This is a genomic window from Streptomyces sp. 3MP-14, from assembly GCF_006334905.2.
Taxonomy (GTDB): Bacteria; Actinomycetota; Actinomycetes; order Streptomycetales; family Streptomycetaceae; genus Streptomyces; species Streptomyces triticirhizae.
In genome coordinates, this window is the sequence record NZ_VDLZ02000008.1 from 278,753 (window position 1) to 295,325 (window position 16,573).

The window sequence follows — 16,573 nt, forward strand, 5'->3', positions numbered from 1 at the left end:
CGCCGGCGCGCAGCGCCCCAGCGCCCCCGAAGCCCCGCCCGCCCCATCCGCCTCCTCAGCCCCAGGACTCCCGGGGCGCCGGCAGCCGCGCGATCTCCGCCAGGTCCCGCTCGGTCAGCTCCAACGCCGACGCCGCCGCGTTCTCCCTGACCCAGCGCTCGCGCTTGGTCCCCGGCAGCGGCACCACATGCCGGCCCTGCGCCAGCAGCCAGGCGAGCGCCACCTGCGCCGGCGTCGCCCCCGGGTGCCGGGCCGCCACCCGTCGCAGCCCGACCACCAGCGGCTGGTTGGCCGCCATCATCTCGGCCGTGAAGCGCGGGTGCCGGGCGCGCGGGTCGTCCGGCTCGAAGCCGCCGCCGGGCACCAGGGTGCCCGTCAGATAGCCGCTGCCCAGCGGCATCGCGGCCAGCAGCCCCACCCCGCGCGCCTCGCACCACGGCAGCAACTCGGCCCGCGCGCCGGGCGACCACACCGAGAACTCCGCCTGCACCGTCGAGACCGGGAACACCTGCTGCACCCGGGAGAGCAGCTCCAACGTCGGCCCGTGCGTCCCGCCGGCGGCGGCGCGCCCGCGCCGCTGGTCCGGGGGCTCCAGGGCGCACCACCCCAGCGCGCGCACCTTGCCCGCGCGCACCAACTCGGCCATCGCGCCCCAGGTCTCCTCGACCGGCACCTCGGGATCGGGCCGGTGCAGCTGGTACAGGTCGATGACCTCCGTGCCGAGCCGCCGCAGCGAGGCGTCGCAGGCGCGCCGGACATACGCCGGGCTGCCGTTGGCCACCAGGTGCTGCTCGCCGACCAGGAGGCCGCACTTGGTGGCGACGGTGGCCTCGTCCCGGCGCTCCTTCAACACCCGTGCCAGCAGCCGCTCGTTGGTGAACGGCCCATACATGTCGGCGGTGTCCAGGAGCGAGCAGCCCTCGTCCAGGGCCGCGTGCAGCGCCCGCAGCGAGCCCTCGCCGTCCCGCTGGGAGGCCGAGTAGCCCCAGCTCATCGGCATACATCCGAGACCCACGGCGCCCACCGCCAGCGCCCCGGCGCCCAGCGTCCGATACCGCACCTGGCCTGTCCTCGCCCTTCCCCGCGCCGAGGCGGCGCCGCATCTCCACCGGCCCCGCGCCGGCCGTCCCCGTTGTCCCCTTCGGTCGCCCCCAACGTATCCCCTGCCACTGACACATCCCCACGGCCCCCGACGGTCCGCGCCCGGCGCCGAGCGGCCCGCGACCGGCCCCAGCGCCGTCGACAGCGAGGCCCGCCGCCCCGGACCCGCCCGTGATGTCCCGGTTAGCCTGACGCCATGAGTACTCCGGAAGTCTGGCTGCCCTACTCCGCCGACGAACTGGCCCCGCTGCCCGACTCCCTGCGCTATCTGCGGTGGCGCGGCGAGGACACCTATCCGGGCGACCCGGCGGCCTGCGCGTTCTACACCGTGCCGTACCTGAAGGGCCCCGAGGTCGCGGTCCGCCCGCTGGCCGAGATGACCTCGGTGCGGGTGGTGCAGACGTTGACCGCCGGGGTCGAGCACATGCTGCCGCAGGTGCCGAGGCTGCCGGCCGGCGCGATCCTGTGCAACGCGGGGGAGTTGCACAACACCAGCACGGCCGAACTCGCCCTCGCCCTCGCGCTGGCCGCGCTGCGCGGCGTCGACCGCGCGGCCCGCGACCAGGAGGCGGGCCGGTGGGCCCCGGCGATACACACCTCGCTGGCCGACCGGCGGGTGCTGATCCTCGGCTACGGCGGCATCGGCTCGGCCATCGAGGAACGGCTGCTGCCCTTCGAGGTGGCCGAGGTGATCCGGGTGGCCGGCCGGGCCAGGACCGCGCCGCGCGGCCCCGTGCACGCCTCATCGGAGCTGCCCGAGCTGCTGCCGCGCGCCGAAGTGGTCATGGTGGCAACGCCGTTGACCGACGCGACCCGGGGGCTGCTCGGCGCGCGGGAGCTGGCGCTGCTGCCGGACGGCGCGTTGGTGGTCAACGTGGCGCGCGGCCCGGTGATCGACACCGAAGCGCTGCTGGCCGAGGTCTCCGCCGGCCGGCTGCGCGCGGCCCTCGACGTGACCGACCCGGAGCCGCTGCCCGCCGACCACCCGCTGTGGCGGGCGCCCGGGGTGCTGATCACCCCTCATGTGGGCGGCCCCTCGACGGCCTTCGAGCCCCGTGCGAAGGCGTTGCTGCGCGCCCAGTTGACGCGGTTCGCCGCCGGCGAGGAACTTCGTCACACCGTGGCGACCAGCGGTTCAGAGCGTTAGCCTCGCCCCAAACCATCACTATGGGTGATGTATCTATATCGCTGAGTGACCATTCTGGTGTATCGTCCGCTTCGGGGTGAGCCCGGAACGAAAAGGGGGGCGATGGCGATGCACCACCCATGGACGCGGCGGCGATCGCGTCACGTCCCGGCGGGTCCGCCGCTCGGCGGCCCGCTCCCACAGCTCGCGCTCGCGGCGGTCTGCGCCTGCTACGCGGCGGGGGCCCTGGCGGGCTGGGGTTCGCCCCGGTTCGCCAGGGTCATGGGGGACTTCGGCCTGAGCGCGGCGGCCTTCGCGGCGGCCGCCTCCTGCCTGTGGTACGCGCGGCGCCGGGCCGAGGAGTTCCGCGCCGCCTGGACGATGTTCGGCCTCTCCTCCGTGATGATCGGCCTGGGGAACGCCACCTGGGGCTGGTACGAGGTGGTGCTCCGCCGCCCGGTCCCCGACGTGTCGCTCGCCGACATCGCCTTCCTGCTCTTCGCTCCGCTGGCCATCGTCGGCCTGCTGCTGCTCGCCAAACGCCCGCTGACCAAGGCCGGTTGGGCCAGGCTCGGCCTCGACGTCTGGCTGATCGGCGGCTCCCTGATGACGCTCTCCTGGAGCGTCGCCCTGGCGCACACGGCCGAGCTGCGGACCGCCTCGGTCGGCCGCGCCGCCCTCGCGCTCGCCTACCCGCTGCTGGACATCGTGCTGATCAGCATGGTCGCCGTGCTGCACTTCCGGCGCAGCGCCCGGTACCGGCCGGCGATCAACTCGGCCATCGGCGCCCTGGCGTTGACGGTACTGTGCGACGCGCTCTTCACCAGCCCGCCGCTGCGCGAGCAGTACAGCTCCGGCCAACTGCTGGACGCCGGCTGGTTCGCCGGCTCGCTGCTGCTGGCCGCCGCGCCCTGGACGGCCGGCCGCGGGCCCGCCGTCCCCGAGCCGGCCGGCCCGCGCGAGGCGCGGCCGGTCCCCGGCCGGCCGCTGGCCGGCACGTTCTCCGCGCTGGCGCCTTATCTGGCCGCCGCGGTCTGCGTGTTGAGCATCCTGGTGACGATAATCTTCGGCCGCCGGGTCGACGCCACCGTGGTCTACACGGCCTGCGCCGTGGTGCTCGCCCTGCTGGTGCGCCAGGGCATCACCCTGCTGGAGAACATCTCGCTCACCCGCGAGCTGACCCAGAAGGAGAACTACTTCCGGTCCCTGGTCCAGGGCTCCAGCGACGTCATCATGATCGCCGCCCCGGACGGCAAGCTCCGCTACGTCAGCCCCGCCGCCACCGGCGTCTACGGGCAGGACCCCAGCCGCCTGATCGGCAGCGAGCTGTCCACCCTGATCCACCCCGAGGATCTCGGCCGGGTCCTGCACGAGCTGCGGCGCTTCCTCGCCGTGCCGCCCAGCTGCGAGCCGGCCACCCGGGTCGAGTGCCGCGTCCGGCACGGCGCCGGCCACTGGCTCAACGTCGAGTCCAGTGTCAACCGCCACGAGGGCGGCCTGATCTTCAACAGCCGCGACGTCACCGAACGCGTCCGGCTCCAGGCCCAGTTGCAGCACAGCGCCTCCCACGACGCGCTCACCGACCTGCCCAACCGGGCCCTGTTCACCGAGCGGGTCCGGCTCGCCCTCGGCGCCGGGCGCGGCGCCGACCCGGACGCGGCCGTGTTCTTCATCGACCTGGACGGCTTCAAGGCGGTCAACGACTCCGCCGGCCACCAGGTGGGCGACGAGCTGCTGGTCCAGGCGGCGCGGCGGCTGCGCGAGGCGGTCCGTTCCGACGACACCACCGCCAGGCTCGGCGGGGACGAGTTCGCCGCGCTCATCACCGGCGAGCCCGGCGGGGAGCCCCAGCCGCGCGAGTACCGCATCCTGGAGATCGCCGAGCGGGTGCGGGCCGCGCTCTCCCGCCCCTACACCGTGGACGGGCAGGAGCTGCGGGTCGCCGCCAGCATCGGCGTCGCGTTCGCCGAGCCGGACTCCACGCCGGCCAGCCTGATGCGCAACGCCGACCTCGCCATGTACCGCGCCAAACAGGCCGGCAAGGCCAGGGTCGAGCTGTACGCACCGCAGCTCCAGGCCGACGCCGTGCGCCGCAGCGAGCTGGGCGACCGGCTGCGCCGCGCCCTGCACGCCGGCGAGTTCACGCTGCTGCACCAGCCCGTCGTCCAGCTCTCCGACGGCCGGGTGGTGGCCGTGCACGCCCAGGCCCGCTGGCGTTCCTCGCACGGCCCGCTGACCACGCCGCTGGAGTATCTGCGCGGTGACCGCTGGGAGTTCGGCACCCCCGCCGACGCCTCCCCGCACACCGGCGCCGCGCACGCCGACGCCGCGCACGACTCCGCCACCGACCTCACCGGCTGGCTCGTCGAGCAGGCCATCGCCGCCGCAGCCCGCCGCCACCGCTCCGGCCACACCCACCCCGTCACCCTGCGGGTCCCCGGCGGCCGGCTGGCCGACGCCGCGCTCGCCGTCCGCGCCCTCCAGGCGCGCCTCGCCGAGCGGCAGCTCCCGCCCAGCGCACTGCTGATCGAGCTGCCCGAGGCCGACCCGGTGCTCGCCTCGGACGAGCTGCGGCACCGGCTGACCGACCTCAGCCGGCTGGGCGTCGGCGTCGCGCTCGGCGGCTTCGGCGGTCCCGGCACGGCCGCCGCCGCCCTGCACCGCCTCCCCGTCGACCTGGTGCGCCTGGACGGCGCCCTGGTCGCCGGCGTGGTGGAGTCCCCGGTCCTGGGCAAGATCGTCGCCGGCCTGCTGCGGATGGCCGAGGACCTGGGCATCGACTCGCTCGCCGACGGCGTCGACCGGCCCGAGCAGGCCGCCGCGCTCCGTGCCCTGGGCTGCCGAAGAGCGCAGGGCCTGGCCTTCAGCGCGCCCCTGGAGGCGCCGGCGCTGCGCCGGCTGCTGGAGCAGGGCCGGCTCCCGCTGCCCGGCCAGCAACAGCCCGTCGCCCCGGCCATTCCCCGAACTCGGAGGGCCACCTCCGGCCCCGGGGCCGCCGCGCTGGCGCCCCCCACGACCCTCCAGCCGCCCCGCTCACATAGTGAGACTACGGTCCCGCGCGCTTGACAGGCGACGGCCGAGGAGAGCAATGTCTGTGCCATGCACACCGGAATTCTCGTACTTTCGCGGCGCGTCGGCTGATCCCAGGCTCCACACCCTGCGGCTCGCACCGACGCGCTCCCCCTCGTATGCCTGACGGCACGAGGGGTTTTTTGTTGCACCGATGACCCCCGCCACGCGTTCCCCCGGGTTCGCACCCGGCTTCCCCCAGACCCTCCAGACGACCGCCCGCTTCCCACGCGGCGTCAGCACCCGCAATCCCCCCGAGAAGAGATCGTGATGACCGAGCAGGCCACCGGGGCACCCAAGCCGCAACCACGGGCCCCCCGAGGCGCAGCACCTCAGCCCACGTCCACTGTCGCGCACGTCACGGGCGCCCAGTCGCTCATCCGCTCCCTCGAGGCGGTGGGCGCCGACACGGTGTTCGGCATCCCCGGCGGCGCGATCCTCCCCGCCTACGACCCGCTGATGGACTCCACGACGGTGCGGCACATCCTGGTCCGGCACGAGCAGGGCGCCGGACACGCCGCCACCGGCTACGCCCAGGCCACCGGCAAGGTCGGCGTCTGCATGGCCACCTCGGGCCCCGGCGCCACCAACCTGGTCACCCCCATCGCCGACGCCCACATGGACTCCGTCCCGCTGGTCGCCATCACCGGCCAGGTCGCCTCCCAGACGATCGGCACCGACGCGTTCCAGGAAGCCGACATCTGCGGCATCACGCTGCCGGTCACCAAGCACAACTTCCTGGTCACCGACCCGGCCGACATCCCGCGCACCATCGCCGAGGCGTTCCACATCGCCGCCACCGGCCGCCCGGGCCCGGTCCTGGTCGACATCGCCAAGGACGCCCTCCAGCGAAAGACCACGTTCAGCTGGCCGCCCACCCCCGACCTGCCCGGCTACCGCCCGGTGAGCCGCCCGCACGCCAAGCAGATCCGCGAGGCCGCCCGGCTGATCGCCGAGTCCAGGCGCCCCGTGCTCTACGTCGGCGGCGGCGTGGTCAAGGCCGGCGCGGCCGCCGAGCTGCGCGCGCTCGCCGAGCGCACCGGCGTGCCCGTCACCACCACCCTGATGGCGCTGGGCGCGTTCCCCGACAGCCACCCGCAGCACCTGGGGATGCCCGGGATGCACGGCTCGGTCGCCGCCGTCACCGCGCTCCAGAAGGCCGACCTGATCGTCGCCCTGGGCGCCCGTTTCGACGACCGGGTCACCGGCCGGATCGACTCCTTCGCGCCGCACGCCAAGATCGTGCACGCCGACATCGACCCCGCCGAGATCGGCAAGAACCGGCTGGCCGACGTCCCCATCGTGGGCGACGTCAAGGAGGTCATGACCGACCTGCTGGCCGCCATCGAGCCCGACGAGACGGCGGGCCCCGACGCCAGGGAGCGCTACGCCGGCTGGTGGCGGCAGCTCGACAGCTGGCGCGAGACCTACCCGCTGGGCTACGACCTGCCCGAGGACGGCAGCCTCTCCCCGCAGCAGGTCATCGAGCGCATCGGCCAACTGGCCCCGGAGGGAACGATCTTCACCTCCGGCGTCGGCCAGCACCAGATGTGGGCCGCGCACTACCTCACCTTCGAGAAGCCGGGCACCTGGCTGAACTCCGGCGGCCTGGGCACCATGGGCTACGCCGTCCCCGCCGCGCTCGGCGCCAAGGCCGGCCGCCCCGACGCGCCGGTCTGGGCGATCGACGGCGACGGCTGCTTCCAGATGACCAACCAGGAGCTGGTCACCGCCGCGCTCAACCACATCCCCATCAAGGTCGCCATCATCAACAACGGCGCCCTGGGCATGGTCCGCCAGTGGCAGACCCTCTTCTACAACCAGCGCTACTCCAACACCGTGCTGCGCGAGGAGGGCGCCACCGGCACCTACAGCGGCTCCGCCGCCGGCACCGGCACCGCGACCAACACCGGCACCCGGGTGCCCGACTTCGTGAAGCTCTCCGAGGCGATGGGCTGCGTCGGCCTGCGCTGCGAGCGCCCCGACCAGCTGGACGCCGTGCTGGAGAAGGCCAACGCCATCAACGACCGCCCCGTGGTCGTGGACTTCATCGTCCACGAGGACGCCATGGTCTGGCCGATGGTCGCCGCCGGCACCTCCAACGACGAGGTCATGGCGGCCCGAGGCGTGCGTCCCGACTTCGGCGACGCCGCCGACTGACGGCCCCGCCTGCGCCCGTCCGCCTCCCACGCCATCGACAAGCCGTCGCCATCGACAAGGTAGAACCGCGATGTCCAAGCACACGCTCTCCGTTCTGGTCGAGAACAAGCCAGGCGTCCTCTCCCGGATCACCGCCCTGTTCTCCCGCCGGAACTTCAACATCGACTCCCTCGCCGTCGGGACCACCGAACACCCCGAGGTGTCCCGGATCACCATCGTGGTCAGCGTCGAGGACCTGCCGCTGGAGCAGGTGACCAAGCAGCTCAACAAGCTGGTCAACGTCCTCAAGATCGTGGAACTCGACCCCTCCGCCGCCGTCCACCGCGAGCTGGTGCTGGTGAAGGTGCGGGCCGACAACGACACCAGGACCCAGATCGTGGAGATCGTCCGCCTCTTCCGCGCCAAGACCGTGGACGTGGCGCCGGAGGCCGTCACCATCGAGGCCACCGGCAGCAGCGACAAGCTGGAGGCGATGCTGCGCATGTTGGAGCCGTTCGGCATCAAGGAACTGGTGCAGTCCGGCGCCATCGCCATCGGTCGTGGTTCCCGGTCCATCACGGACCGGTCGCTGCGCGCCCTGGAGCGCTCCGCCTGACCATCAGGGCGCGCGCCCCCGACCCCACCCGGCCGAACTTCCCGGCATCCGACGGCACAACCGCCCGTCGCCGGCCGGAAGAGGCCCATGTCATACGGTGGTCCCCCGTGGCGGGGACCACCAGCAACAACAAGGAGAAAACCGAAGTGGCCGAGCTGTTCTACGACGACGACGCCGACCTGTCCATCATCCAGGGCCGCAAGGTGGCGGTCCTCGGTTACGGCAGTCAGGGCCATGCCCACGCGCTGTCCCTGCGCGACTCGGGCGTCGATGTCCGGGTCGGCCTGCACGAGGGCTCGAAGTCCCGCGCCAAGGCCGAGGAGCAGGGCCTGCGCGTGGTGACCCCGGCCGAGGCCGCCGCCGAGGCCGACGTGGTGATGATCCTCGTCCCGGACCCGATCCAGGGGAAGGTCTACGAGGAGTCCGTGCGCGACAACCTGAAGGAGGGCGACGCGCTCTTCTTCGGCCACGGCTTCAACATCCGGTTCGGCTTCATCAAGCCCGCGGCCGGCGTCGACGTCTGCATGGTCGCGCCCAAGGGCCCGGGCCACCTGGTGCGCCGGCAGTACGAGGAGGGGCGCGGCGTGCCCTGTATCGCGGCGGTCGAGCAGGACGCCTCGGGCAACGCGTTCGCCCTGGCCCTCTCCTACGCCAAGGCGATCGGCGGCACCCGCGCGGGTGTGATCAAGACCACCTTCACCGAGGAGACCGAGACCGACCTCTTCGGCGAGCAGGCCGTGCTCTGCGGCGGCACCTCCGCCCTGGTCAAGGCCGGCTTCGAGACCCTGGTCGAGGCCGGCTACCAGCCGGAGATCGCGTACTTCGAGTGCCTCCACGAGCTGAAGCTGATCGTGGACCTCATGTACGAGGGCGGCCTGGAGAAGATGCGCTGGTCGATCTCCGAGACCGCCGAGTGGGGCGACTACGTCTCGGGGCCGCGCCTGATCAACGCCGACACCAAGGCCGAGATGAAGCGCATCCTCGGCGAGATCCAGGACGGCAGCTTCGCGAAGAACTGGATGGCCGAGTACAACGCCGGCCTGCCGCGCTACAACGAGTACAAGAAGGCGGACGGCGACCACCTGCTGGAGACCACGGGCCGTGAGCTGCGCAAGCTCATGAGCTGGGTGGACGAGGAGGCCTGACCTCCGGGCGGATCTCCGCCCCCGTCGCGGGAGTTCACGCGACCGAGCCGTGGGCCCGGCGGGCGACCGTCGGGCCCACGCGGCGCCGATACACTGCCAGACACAAGCGCGTCACAGGCTCACAGCGTCGTGCGTCTCCACGCGGCTGCCCCACTCCTCCACCCCGTCGACGGCCGTCGGGACGCGGCCTTCCGCAAAGGACCAGTGAGACCCAGTGAGCAAGCCCGTCGTACTCATCGCCGAAGAGCTTTCCCCCGCAACGGTTGACGCCTTGGGGCCGGACTTCGAGATCCGGCACTGCGACGGCGCGAACCGTGCCGAGCTGCTGAGCGCCATCGCCGAGGTGGACGCCATCCTCATCCGCTCCGCCACCAAGGTGGACGCGGAGGCCATCGCGGCGGCCAACCGGCTGCGGGTCGTGGCCAGGGCCGGCGTCGGCCTGGACAACGTGGACGTCGCCGCCGCCACCAAGGCCGGCGTCATGGTGGTCAACGCCCCCACCTCCAACATCGTCACCGCCGCCGAGCTGGCCTGCGGCCTGCTGATCGCCACCGCGCGGAACATCCCGCAGGCCAACGCCGCGCTGAAGAACGGCGAGTGGAAGCGCAGCAAGTACACCGGCGTCGAGCTGTCCGAGAAGACCCTGGGCGTCGTCGGGCTGGGCCGGATCGGCCTGCTGGTGGCGCAGCGGATGGCCGCCTTCGGCATGAAGATCGTCGCCTACGACCCCTATGTCCAGGCCGCCCGCGCGGCCCAGCTGGGCGTCAAACTCCTCAGCCTGGACGAGCTGTTGGAGACCTCCGACTTCATCACCGTGCACCTGCCCAAGACCCCGGAGACCCTGGGCCTGATCGGCGACGAGGCGCTGCACAAGGTCAAGCCGTCGGTGCGGATCGTCAACGCGGCGCGCGGCGGCATCGTCGACGAGACCGCGCTGCTCAGCGCCCTCAAGGAGGGCCGGGTCGCCGGCGCCGGCCTGGACGTCTACGCCTCCGAGCCCTGTACGGACTCCCCGCTCTTCGAGTTCGACCAGGTCGTCGGCACCCCGCACCTGGGCGCCTCCACCGGCGAGGCCCAGGAGAAGGCCGGCATCTCCGTCGCCCGTTCCGTGCGCCTGGCGCTCGCCGGCGAGCTGGTCCCGGACGCGGTCAACGTGCAGGGCGGCGTGATCGCCGAGGACGTGCGCCCAGGACTGCCGCTCGCCGAGAAGCTGGGCCGGATCTTCACCGCGCTCGCCGGCGAGGTCGCCCAGCGGCTCGACGTCGAGGTGCGCGGCGAGATCACCCAGCACGACGTGAAGGTGCTCGAACTCTCCGCGCTCAAGGGCGTGTTCGAGGACGTCGTCGCCGAGACCGTCTCCTATGTCAACGCGCCGCTCTTCGCGCAGGAGCGCGGCGTCGAGGTGCGGCTGACCACCAGCTCGGAGTCGCCCGACCACCGGAACCTGATCACCGTGCGCGGCACCCTCACCAACGGCGAGGTGATCTCGGTCTCCGGCACCCTGGCCGGCCCCAAGCACCAGCAGAAGATCGTCGGCATCGGCGAGCACACCGTGGACCTGGCGGTCGCCGACCACATGGCGTTCCTCCGCTACACCGACCGGCCCGGCATCGTCGGCACCCTCGGGCGCATCCTGGGCGAGGCCAGGATCAACATCGCCGGGATGCAGGTGGCCCGCGCCGAGGAGGGCGGCGAGGCGCTGATCGTCCTCACCGTGGACGGCACCATCCCGGCGCCCGTGCTCAGCGAGGTCGCCGAGGAGATCGGCGCCACCTCCGCCCGGGGCGTCGACCTCAACCCGTGAGGCCCTGCCCCTGACCGGAACCCCGACCGGAACGTGAAGCGGCGACGGGCCGCCACCGTGTCAACGGTGGCGGCCCGTTCGCCGTTCGGCGCCTATGCGTTGGGCACGATCACCGCGCGCCCGTTGATCTTCCCGGCGTGCAGCCGCTCGTAGGCCACCGGCGCCTCGTCGATGCCGTAGGTCTCCACCCGCACCTCGACGGCGCCGGCCCGCGCCAGCTCCAGCACCTCGGCCAGCTCGCTCCTGCTGCCCCAGTAGGGCGCGGCCACCGCGACGTCGAACGCCGTGGTGTTGATCCCCACCGGCAGCGCGCCCCCGCCCAGACCGACGATCGCCACATCCGCCTCCACGGCGGCGACCGAGCCCGCCAGGGCCGCCGTCGGCTGCGCCCCCACGTAGTCGAAGACGCCCTCGGCGCCCAGCCCGCCGGTCAGCTCCCGCACCCGCTCGGCGGCCCGCTCGTCGGAGAGCACCGTCTCATGGGCGCCGACCGAGCTGGCCAGCGCCAGCTTCTCCTCGGAGACGTCCAGGGCCACCACCCGCGCCGGGGTCAACGCCCGCAGCAGCTGGATCGCCACATGGCCCAGGCCGCCCGCGCCGATCACCACCGCCGTGCTGCCCGGCACCAGCTTGGGCAGGGCCCGGCGAATCGCGTGGTACGGCGTCAGGCCGGCATCGGTCAACGGCACCGTGGTCACCGGGTCGAGCCCCTTGAGCGGCAGCAGGAACCGGGCGTCGTCGATCAGCAGATACTCCGCCATCGCCCCCGGCGCGCCCAACCCCGGTGGGAAGATGCCGAGTTCGGCGGCGCGCAGGCAGTAGTTCTCCTTCCCCCGCGCGCACTTGACGCAGCGGCCACAGCCCTGCGGGCCGTAGACCGCGACGGAGTCGCCCTCCTCGACGCCCCGCACCCCGTCGCCGAGCGCCACCACCGTGCCGGCGCCCTCGTGCCCGAGGGTCAGCGGTAGCGGATAGGGGAAGCTCTCCGCCGACCAGCTCATCAGGGCGATGTCCGAGTGACACACCCCGGCGGCGGCCACCCTCAGCAGCACCTGCCCCGGGCCCGGCTCCGGGTCCGGCACGGTTACCACCTCGGGCGCTGCCCCGATCTCCCGGTACTGCACGGCCTTCATCTTCCTACCTCCTCGCGGTGGGCTCGGCTCAGCGGGCGGCGTAGGCCCCGTCGACCAGGTGGTAGCTGCCGTGCACGAACGAGGCCCGGTCCGAGAGCAGGAACGCGGTCAGCTCGGCGACCTCCTCGGACCTGCCCAGCCGCCCCGCAGGGTGCAGGGACACCAACTGTTCGAAGTCGATCGTCTCCGACCGGTGCAGCAGCGGAGTGTCGATGAATCCGGGACCGACCGCGTTCACCCGCACCCCGCGCTCGGCGTACTCCAGCGCCGCCGTCTTGGTCAGCCCGACCACGCCGTGCTTGGCCGCGACATAGCCGGCGGCCCCGGGGAAGCCGTTGGTGCCCAGGATCGAGGCCATGTTCACCACGGCGCCGCCGCCGGCGGACACGATCTCGGGCAGCTCGGCGCGCAGGCAGAGGAAGACGCCGGTGAGGTTGGTGTCCACCACCCGCCGCCACTCCTCCAGCGGGTGCTCGCCGACGGGCGCGGGCTCGCCGGAGATCCCGGCGTTGTTCACGGCGAGGTGCAGGGCGCCATAGGTGCTGGTGGCGAACGTCACGGCGGCCTCGACCGAGGCGGGGTCCGTCACGTCGAGCCGGACCGCGGTGGCCCGGGCGCCGCCGGCCGTGATCTCCTCGGCGGCGCCGGCGGCGCCGTCCTCGTTGAAGTCGGCGATCACCACGGAGGCCCCGCCGGCGGCCAGCCGGTTCGCCACGGCACGGCCGATCCCGGAGGCCCCGCCGGTCACCAGGGCCGTCCGGCCGCTGAACTCGGTGCGGTAGTCACTGACGCTCATGGGATCGTTCCTCACCTGGTCGAAGCCGGTCGCTCTCCCTTCCTCCACGCTAGGGTGTTTGGCCCGGTGCGACAGAAGATGCTCTGTTCTGTACCATTCGCGGCTCTTCGTCGGCCTTCCCGGCCGGGGCCTCGGCCTTCCCGGCCGGGGCGGGGGCGAACAGGCCGGTGCCCCCCGGGGGGGAAGTCGCGGGGGGCACCGGTCGTGCGGCGGTTCGAGCGGGTCGCGGCGGGCGGGGTCGGCCGCCTCGGGTCAGTTGCCCCCGGCCAGCTGGTAGGCCATGTCAGGGGAGAACGAACCGGCGGGGCCGGCGCAGCCGTCCAGCTCGCCCGGCAGCTTGATCCACAGATAGGCGTCGATCCGCTCGTTGCCCGTGTTGGCCGTCGGGTTCTCGCCGATCAGGCGGCCGGGCGGGTCGCACCACTCGGAGCCGTCGGGCCCGTTGCCGTTGCGGCTGGTGTCGATCACCGCCGTCAGCTCCGGGTCGCCCAGCTCGCTGAGCACCGCCTCGACGAAGGCGTTCTCCTCGCCGGTCACCCGGTAGTTGGAGACGTTGCTGTAGATGCCGTCCCCGCTCTCCAGGATGCCGGCCTCGCGCAGCGTCCCGGCGATGGTGGCCGGGGCGTGCCAGGCGGAGTGGCCGGCGTCGAAGTAGACCCTGGCCTCCGGGTTGGCGGCGTGGATGAGGTCAGCGGCCTCGGCCAGCGAGGCGAAGCGCTCGGCGCGCTCCGCGTCGTCCAGGCAGGTGGTCAACGCGAGCGAGTCGGGCTCCAGGATCACCAGCACCGGGTCGCTGCCGAGCCCGGCGGCGAAGTCCTCGGCCCAGTCCAGATACGCCGGGAAGTCCGGTGCGCCACCGGCGGAGGCGCCGCCGCAGTCGCGGTTGGGGATCATGTACGAGACGATCACCGGCACCTCGCCGGCCGCCGAGGCGGCGGAGGTCACGGCGGCGGCGTCCTCGGTCACGGTGCTGGGCTCGTAGTTGGAGAACCACACCGCCTGCGGCTGGCTGGCTATCCGCTCGGCGATCAACGGCGTCCTGGGGTCGTCGGGGTTCTCGGCGACCCAGTTGTGCACATTGGCCGGGTAGTTGTGGAACACGGTGTCGTCGGGCAGCGCGGCGGTCGCGGCGCCCTGGGCGCCGGAACTCAGCGTGAGCCCGGCGACCAGCCCGCCGACGGTCGCGGCGGCGGCCAGCAGCAACGGCGCCCGCCGACGCCGGCCTCGGGCGGGGGGTGTGGGGGACTGCGCCACTTCTGGGGTGCGCATGGATCGTTCCTCTCGGGACGATGGCGTGGGGTGGGAGCGCTCCCATTGGGTTTCGGGTAGAGCAGAACATAGCGGTTCGGGGCGGGTGCGTAAACCGTTCGCGCGCGGGGGGTTGGAACGGGAGCCCCGCCCCGGGCAGCGGCCCGGGACGCCCCTGGGGGGCGTCCCGGGGCGGCCGGGGGCGGGGGCGCGGTGGGGTGGGGGTGCGCGGCCGGGTGCGGGGGGTGTGTGAGCGGCGGTGGTGGGAGGGGGCGTTGTTTCGTCGCTTCGCGGGACGCTTCGCTGCTCACTCGCGGAAGGCTTGTTGGTGTTGGTGGCGCGCCGTGCCGGGTGGCCCGGTGCCCGGTGGGCCTCCTCCGGGGGCCGGAGTGTGGTGCCTGTCTCCGCGCCGCTGACGTCTCGTCGGCTTCGGGTGTCCGGCGTCCTCGTCGCTTGGTCCGCGGCCTGGGCGGATGCCGGATGTGCCGCAGGAGCTTCATCGTGATCGCGAGCGGGCTGGATCGTTCGGTTCGGTGGCCGAGGAGTATGACCGTCACCGCCCGACGTATCCCCGCGAACTGATGGACGAGCTGACCGACTTACGGCCGGCGCGGGTGCTGGATGTCGGCTGTGGCACCGGCAGGAACGTCGTGGCCCTGGCCGAGCGTGGCCTGTCCGTTCTCGGTGTCGAGCGGGACGAGCGGATGCGGGTGGCCGCCTTCGAGGCGTGAGTCGCGGCGGGTGCTTGGTTCCATGGGGGGACCGGGGGCGGTGGTGCGGGTGCGGGCTGGCTCGGGTGGCCCCTGGTCCGGAGGGCCGGGCGCCAGGTGAGGGGGCAGTGGTCGTCGGAGGCCGACGCCGTGTTGCCTGGAACGTTCCCGTTCCGATGCGGCGAACGGTCTCGCGCACGGCGCGACATCGCGACGGGAGACGATCGCCGCCGACATCGGAACGTGCGCTGGCGTCCCGTCAGGGAGTCGCCTCCGCTCGCCAGGGGCACCCCGAAGCCGGCCGGCTCGCCGGTCCGAGCGCGGAGGCGCCCCAGGCGCCTCTCGCGCCTCCCCGCTGCCGCGCGCCCTGGGCGGCAGCGCTCACCAGCCGGCCGTCTTCAGCGCCAGGTGGAGCAGCAGGCGGTCCTCGCCGTCGTTGAGGTCGAGCCCGGTGAGCTGTTCGATGCGGGAGATCCGGTAGTAGAGCGTCTGGCGGTGGATGCCGAGGGACTCGGCGGTTCTCGTCGCCTGGCCGGCGTGGTCGAGGAACGCCTCGGCGGTGTGGGCGAGTTCGCGGTGCTCGGGGCGGAGCAGCGGCAGCACCGCCGGGTCGGGTGGCAGGCGGGGCGGCAGCGCCGAGAGCAGCCGGTACGGGCCTATCTCCGCCCACGCGGCCAGCGGCCCGAACCGGTCCGAGGCGCCGGCCGCCCGCGCCGCGCCCAACGCCTCCGGCCAGGCGGCCGGCAGCTCGGCCACCGCGTGCCGGGGCGCGCTCACCCCGGCGTGCGCGCCCCGTTCCGCGCCGGCGCCCGCGCCCGCGCCGGCCCCCACCCCCGCGCCCAGCCGCCGGGCCACGGCCCGCGCCGCGGCCGGCCGGACCAGCGCCGCCAACGCCCAGGCGGCGCCGGCCCGCTGCCCCGGCAGCGCGGTCAGCGCCAGCGCGCCCGGCGGGCTCGCCGGCAGCTCGTGCGCCACCTCCCACGGGGCGATCGCCAGCAGCGCCAGCGGCCCCTCGGCCACCGGCCCCAGCTCCTCGGCCAGTTCGGCGCCGGCCGCCACGCCCTCCTCGCCGTGCCCGGCGAGCAGCGCGCGCAGCAGCTCCCCGAGCCGGGCGCCGACCCGCGCCTCCTCGGCCAGCAGCGCCCCCGCGCGGCGGGCGACGGCCATCGCCTCCGTCAGCCGTGGGTCGTCGAGCGCCAGCGCCCCGTCGTCCAACAGCCAGATGTAGCCGTGCACCACCCCGCCGTGGCGCACGGGCAGGCAGAGCCGCCCGGTGCGCACGCCGGCGGAAGGCTCCGGCGGAATACGCACCGGCGCGCGCGCCGTGGTGATGCCGAAGCCCTCGAACCACGTGCGCACCGCGGCCGTCGAGCCGCGCCGCAGGATGGAACGGGTGCGGACCGGGTCCAGCGCCCCCTCGTCCTCGCTGTCGTGGGCCCCGAAGGCGATCAGCCGGAAGTCGCGACCCTCCAGCGTGGCCGGGGCGTCGAGCAGCGCGCAGACCTCGTCGATCAGTTCCTGGAGTTCCCGATGGGCGGAGCGCATCCCCCGTTCGTCACCTCCCGTCTCGCGCCGGCGCGGTTCCTTCGCCACCATTCTCGTTGAGTGGTCCCGTTGAGTGGTCCCGTTGAGTGGTCCCGTTGAGTGGCCCGGCAGCGCCCACGGAAAGCGGCCCCCGACCCCCAT

At 73.5% G+C, this 16,573-nt stretch carries 12 protein-coding genes; 7 read left to right on the forward strand and 5 right to left on the reverse strand.

Annotation, left to right across the window (positions count from 1 at the left end):
• Positions 1–55: 55 nt before the first annotated feature.
• Positions 56–1,060 (reverse strand): aldo/keto reductase, encoded by a 1,005-nt coding sequence (locus FH609_RS15855; protein WP_139667981.1) that lies wholly within the window; start codon positions 1,058–1,060, stop codon positions 56–58.
• Positions 1,061–1,297: 237 nt separating this feature from the next.
• Between FH609_RS15855 and FH609_RS15860 the strand changes: the two genes are divergently transcribed.
• From FH609_RS15860 to serA, 6 genes are all read left to right on the forward strand, one after another.
• Positions 1,298–2,248, forward strand: coding sequence for a 2-hydroxyacid dehydrogenase (locus FH609_RS15860; protein WP_139667983.1), 951 nt, complete (start codon positions 1,298–1,300; stop codon positions 2,246–2,248).
• 108 nt (positions 2,249–2,356) lie between these two features.
• Positions 2,357–5,293, forward strand: coding sequence for a putative bifunctional diguanylate cyclase/phosphodiesterase (locus tag FH609_RS15865; RefSeq protein ID WP_139668094.1), 2,937 nt, complete (start codon positions 2,357–2,359; stop codon positions 5,291–5,293).
• Between the two features lie 273 nt (positions 5,294–5,566).
• Positions 5,567–7,456 carry an acetolactate synthase large subunit gene (locus FH609_RS15875; protein WP_139667985.1) on the forward strand — a complete coding sequence of 630 codons (1,890 nt, stop codon included), beginning with the start codon at positions 5,567–5,569 and terminating at the stop codon, positions 7,454–7,456.
• 70 nt (positions 7,457–7,526) lie between these two features.
• The gene (ilvN, locus tag FH609_RS15880; protein WP_122183388.1) at positions 7,527–8,051 is read left to right on the forward strand and encodes an acetolactate synthase small subunit; all 525 of its coding nucleotides are present in this window, start codon (positions 7,527–7,529) and stop codon (positions 8,049–8,051) included.
• Positions 8,052–8,197: 146 nt separating this feature from the next.
• The gene (gene ilvC, locus FH609_RS15885; RefSeq protein WP_139668098.1) at positions 8,198–9,196 is read left to right on the forward strand and encodes a ketol-acid reductoisomerase; all 999 of its coding nucleotides are present in this window, start codon (positions 8,198–8,200) and stop codon (positions 9,194–9,196) included.
• Positions 9,197–9,410: 214 nt separating this feature from the next.
• Positions 9,411–11,000, forward strand: a complete 1,590-nt coding sequence (gene serA / locus FH609_RS15890; protein WP_139667988.1) for a phosphoglycerate dehydrogenase — start codon at positions 9,411–9,413, stop codon at positions 10,998–11,000.
• A gap of 92 nt (positions 11,001–11,092) precedes the next feature.
• Here serA and FH609_RS15895 read toward each other — a convergent pair whose 3' ends face one another.
• The 3 genes from FH609_RS15895 to FH609_RS15905 all read right to left on the reverse strand — a co-directional run bounded on the left by FH609_RS15895 (position 11,093) and on the right by FH609_RS15905 (position 14,198).
• Positions 11,093–12,133, reverse strand: coding sequence for an NAD(P)-dependent alcohol dehydrogenase (locus FH609_RS15895; RefSeq protein ID WP_139667990.1), 1,041 nt, complete (start codon positions 12,131–12,133; stop codon positions 11,093–11,095).
• 28 nt (positions 12,134–12,161) lie between these two features.
• Positions 12,162–12,929, reverse strand: a complete 768-nt coding sequence (locus tag FH609_RS15900; protein ID WP_139667992.1) for an SDR family NAD(P)-dependent oxidoreductase — start codon at positions 12,927–12,929, stop codon at positions 12,162–12,164.
• A 252-nt stretch (positions 12,930–13,181) separates the two neighbouring features.
• The gene (locus tag FH609_RS15905) at positions 13,182–14,198 is read right to left on the reverse strand and encodes a glycoside hydrolase family 6 protein (protein ID WP_139667994.1); all 1,017 of its coding nucleotides are present in this window, start codon (positions 14,196–14,198) and stop codon (positions 13,182–13,184) included.
• A 512-nt stretch (positions 14,199–14,710) separates the two neighbouring features.
• On the opposite strand from FH609_RS15905, the gene FH609_RS15910 reads away from it, so the two are divergent.
• On the forward strand, positions 14,711–14,908 hold the full coding sequence (locus FH609_RS15910) for a class I SAM-dependent methyltransferase (RefSeq protein ID WP_226961702.1): 198 nt from the start codon (positions 14,711–14,713) through the stop codon (positions 14,906–14,908).
• Between the two features lie 360 nt (positions 14,909–15,268).
• Here FH609_RS15910 and FH609_RS15915 read toward each other — a convergent pair whose 3' ends face one another.
• The gene (locus tag FH609_RS15915; protein WP_139667999.1) at positions 15,269–16,432 is read right to left on the reverse strand and encodes a PucR family transcriptional regulator; all 1,164 of its coding nucleotides are present in this window, start codon (positions 16,430–16,432) and stop codon (positions 15,269–15,271) included.
• Positions 16,433–16,573: the final 141 nt, after the last annotated feature.

Coding starts and splice junctions, on each gene's coding strand:
- FH609_RS15860 (WP_139667983.1), top strand. CDS start 1,298: ATGAGTACTCCGGAAGTCTGGCTGCCCTACTCCGCCGACGAACTGGCC.
- FH609_RS15865 (WP_139668094.1), top strand. CDS start 2,357: ATGCACCACCCATGGACGCGGCGGCGATCGCGTCACGTCCCGGCGGGT.
- FH609_RS15875 (WP_139667985.1), top strand. CDS start 5,567: ATGACCGAGCAGGCCACCGGGGCACCCAAGCCGCAACCACGGGCCCCC.
- ilvN (WP_122183388.1), top strand. CDS start 7,527: ATGTCCAAGCACACGCTCTCCGTTCTGGTCGAGAACAAGCCAGGCGTC.
- FH609_RS15895 (WP_139667990.1), bottom strand. CDS start 12,133: ATGAAGGCCGTGCAGTACCGGGAGATCGGGGCAGCGCCCGAGGTGGTA.
- FH609_RS15900 (WP_139667992.1), bottom strand. CDS start 12,929: ATGAGCGTCAGTGACTACCGCACCGAGTTCAGCGGCCGGACGGCCCTG.
- FH609_RS15905 (WP_139667994.1), bottom strand. CDS start 14,198: ATGCGCACCCCAGAAGTGGCGCAGTCCCCCACACCCCCCGCCCGAGGC.
- FH609_RS15915 (WP_139667999.1), bottom strand. CDS start 16,432: ATGCGCTCCGCCCATCGGGAACTCCAGGAACTGATCGACGAGGTCTGC.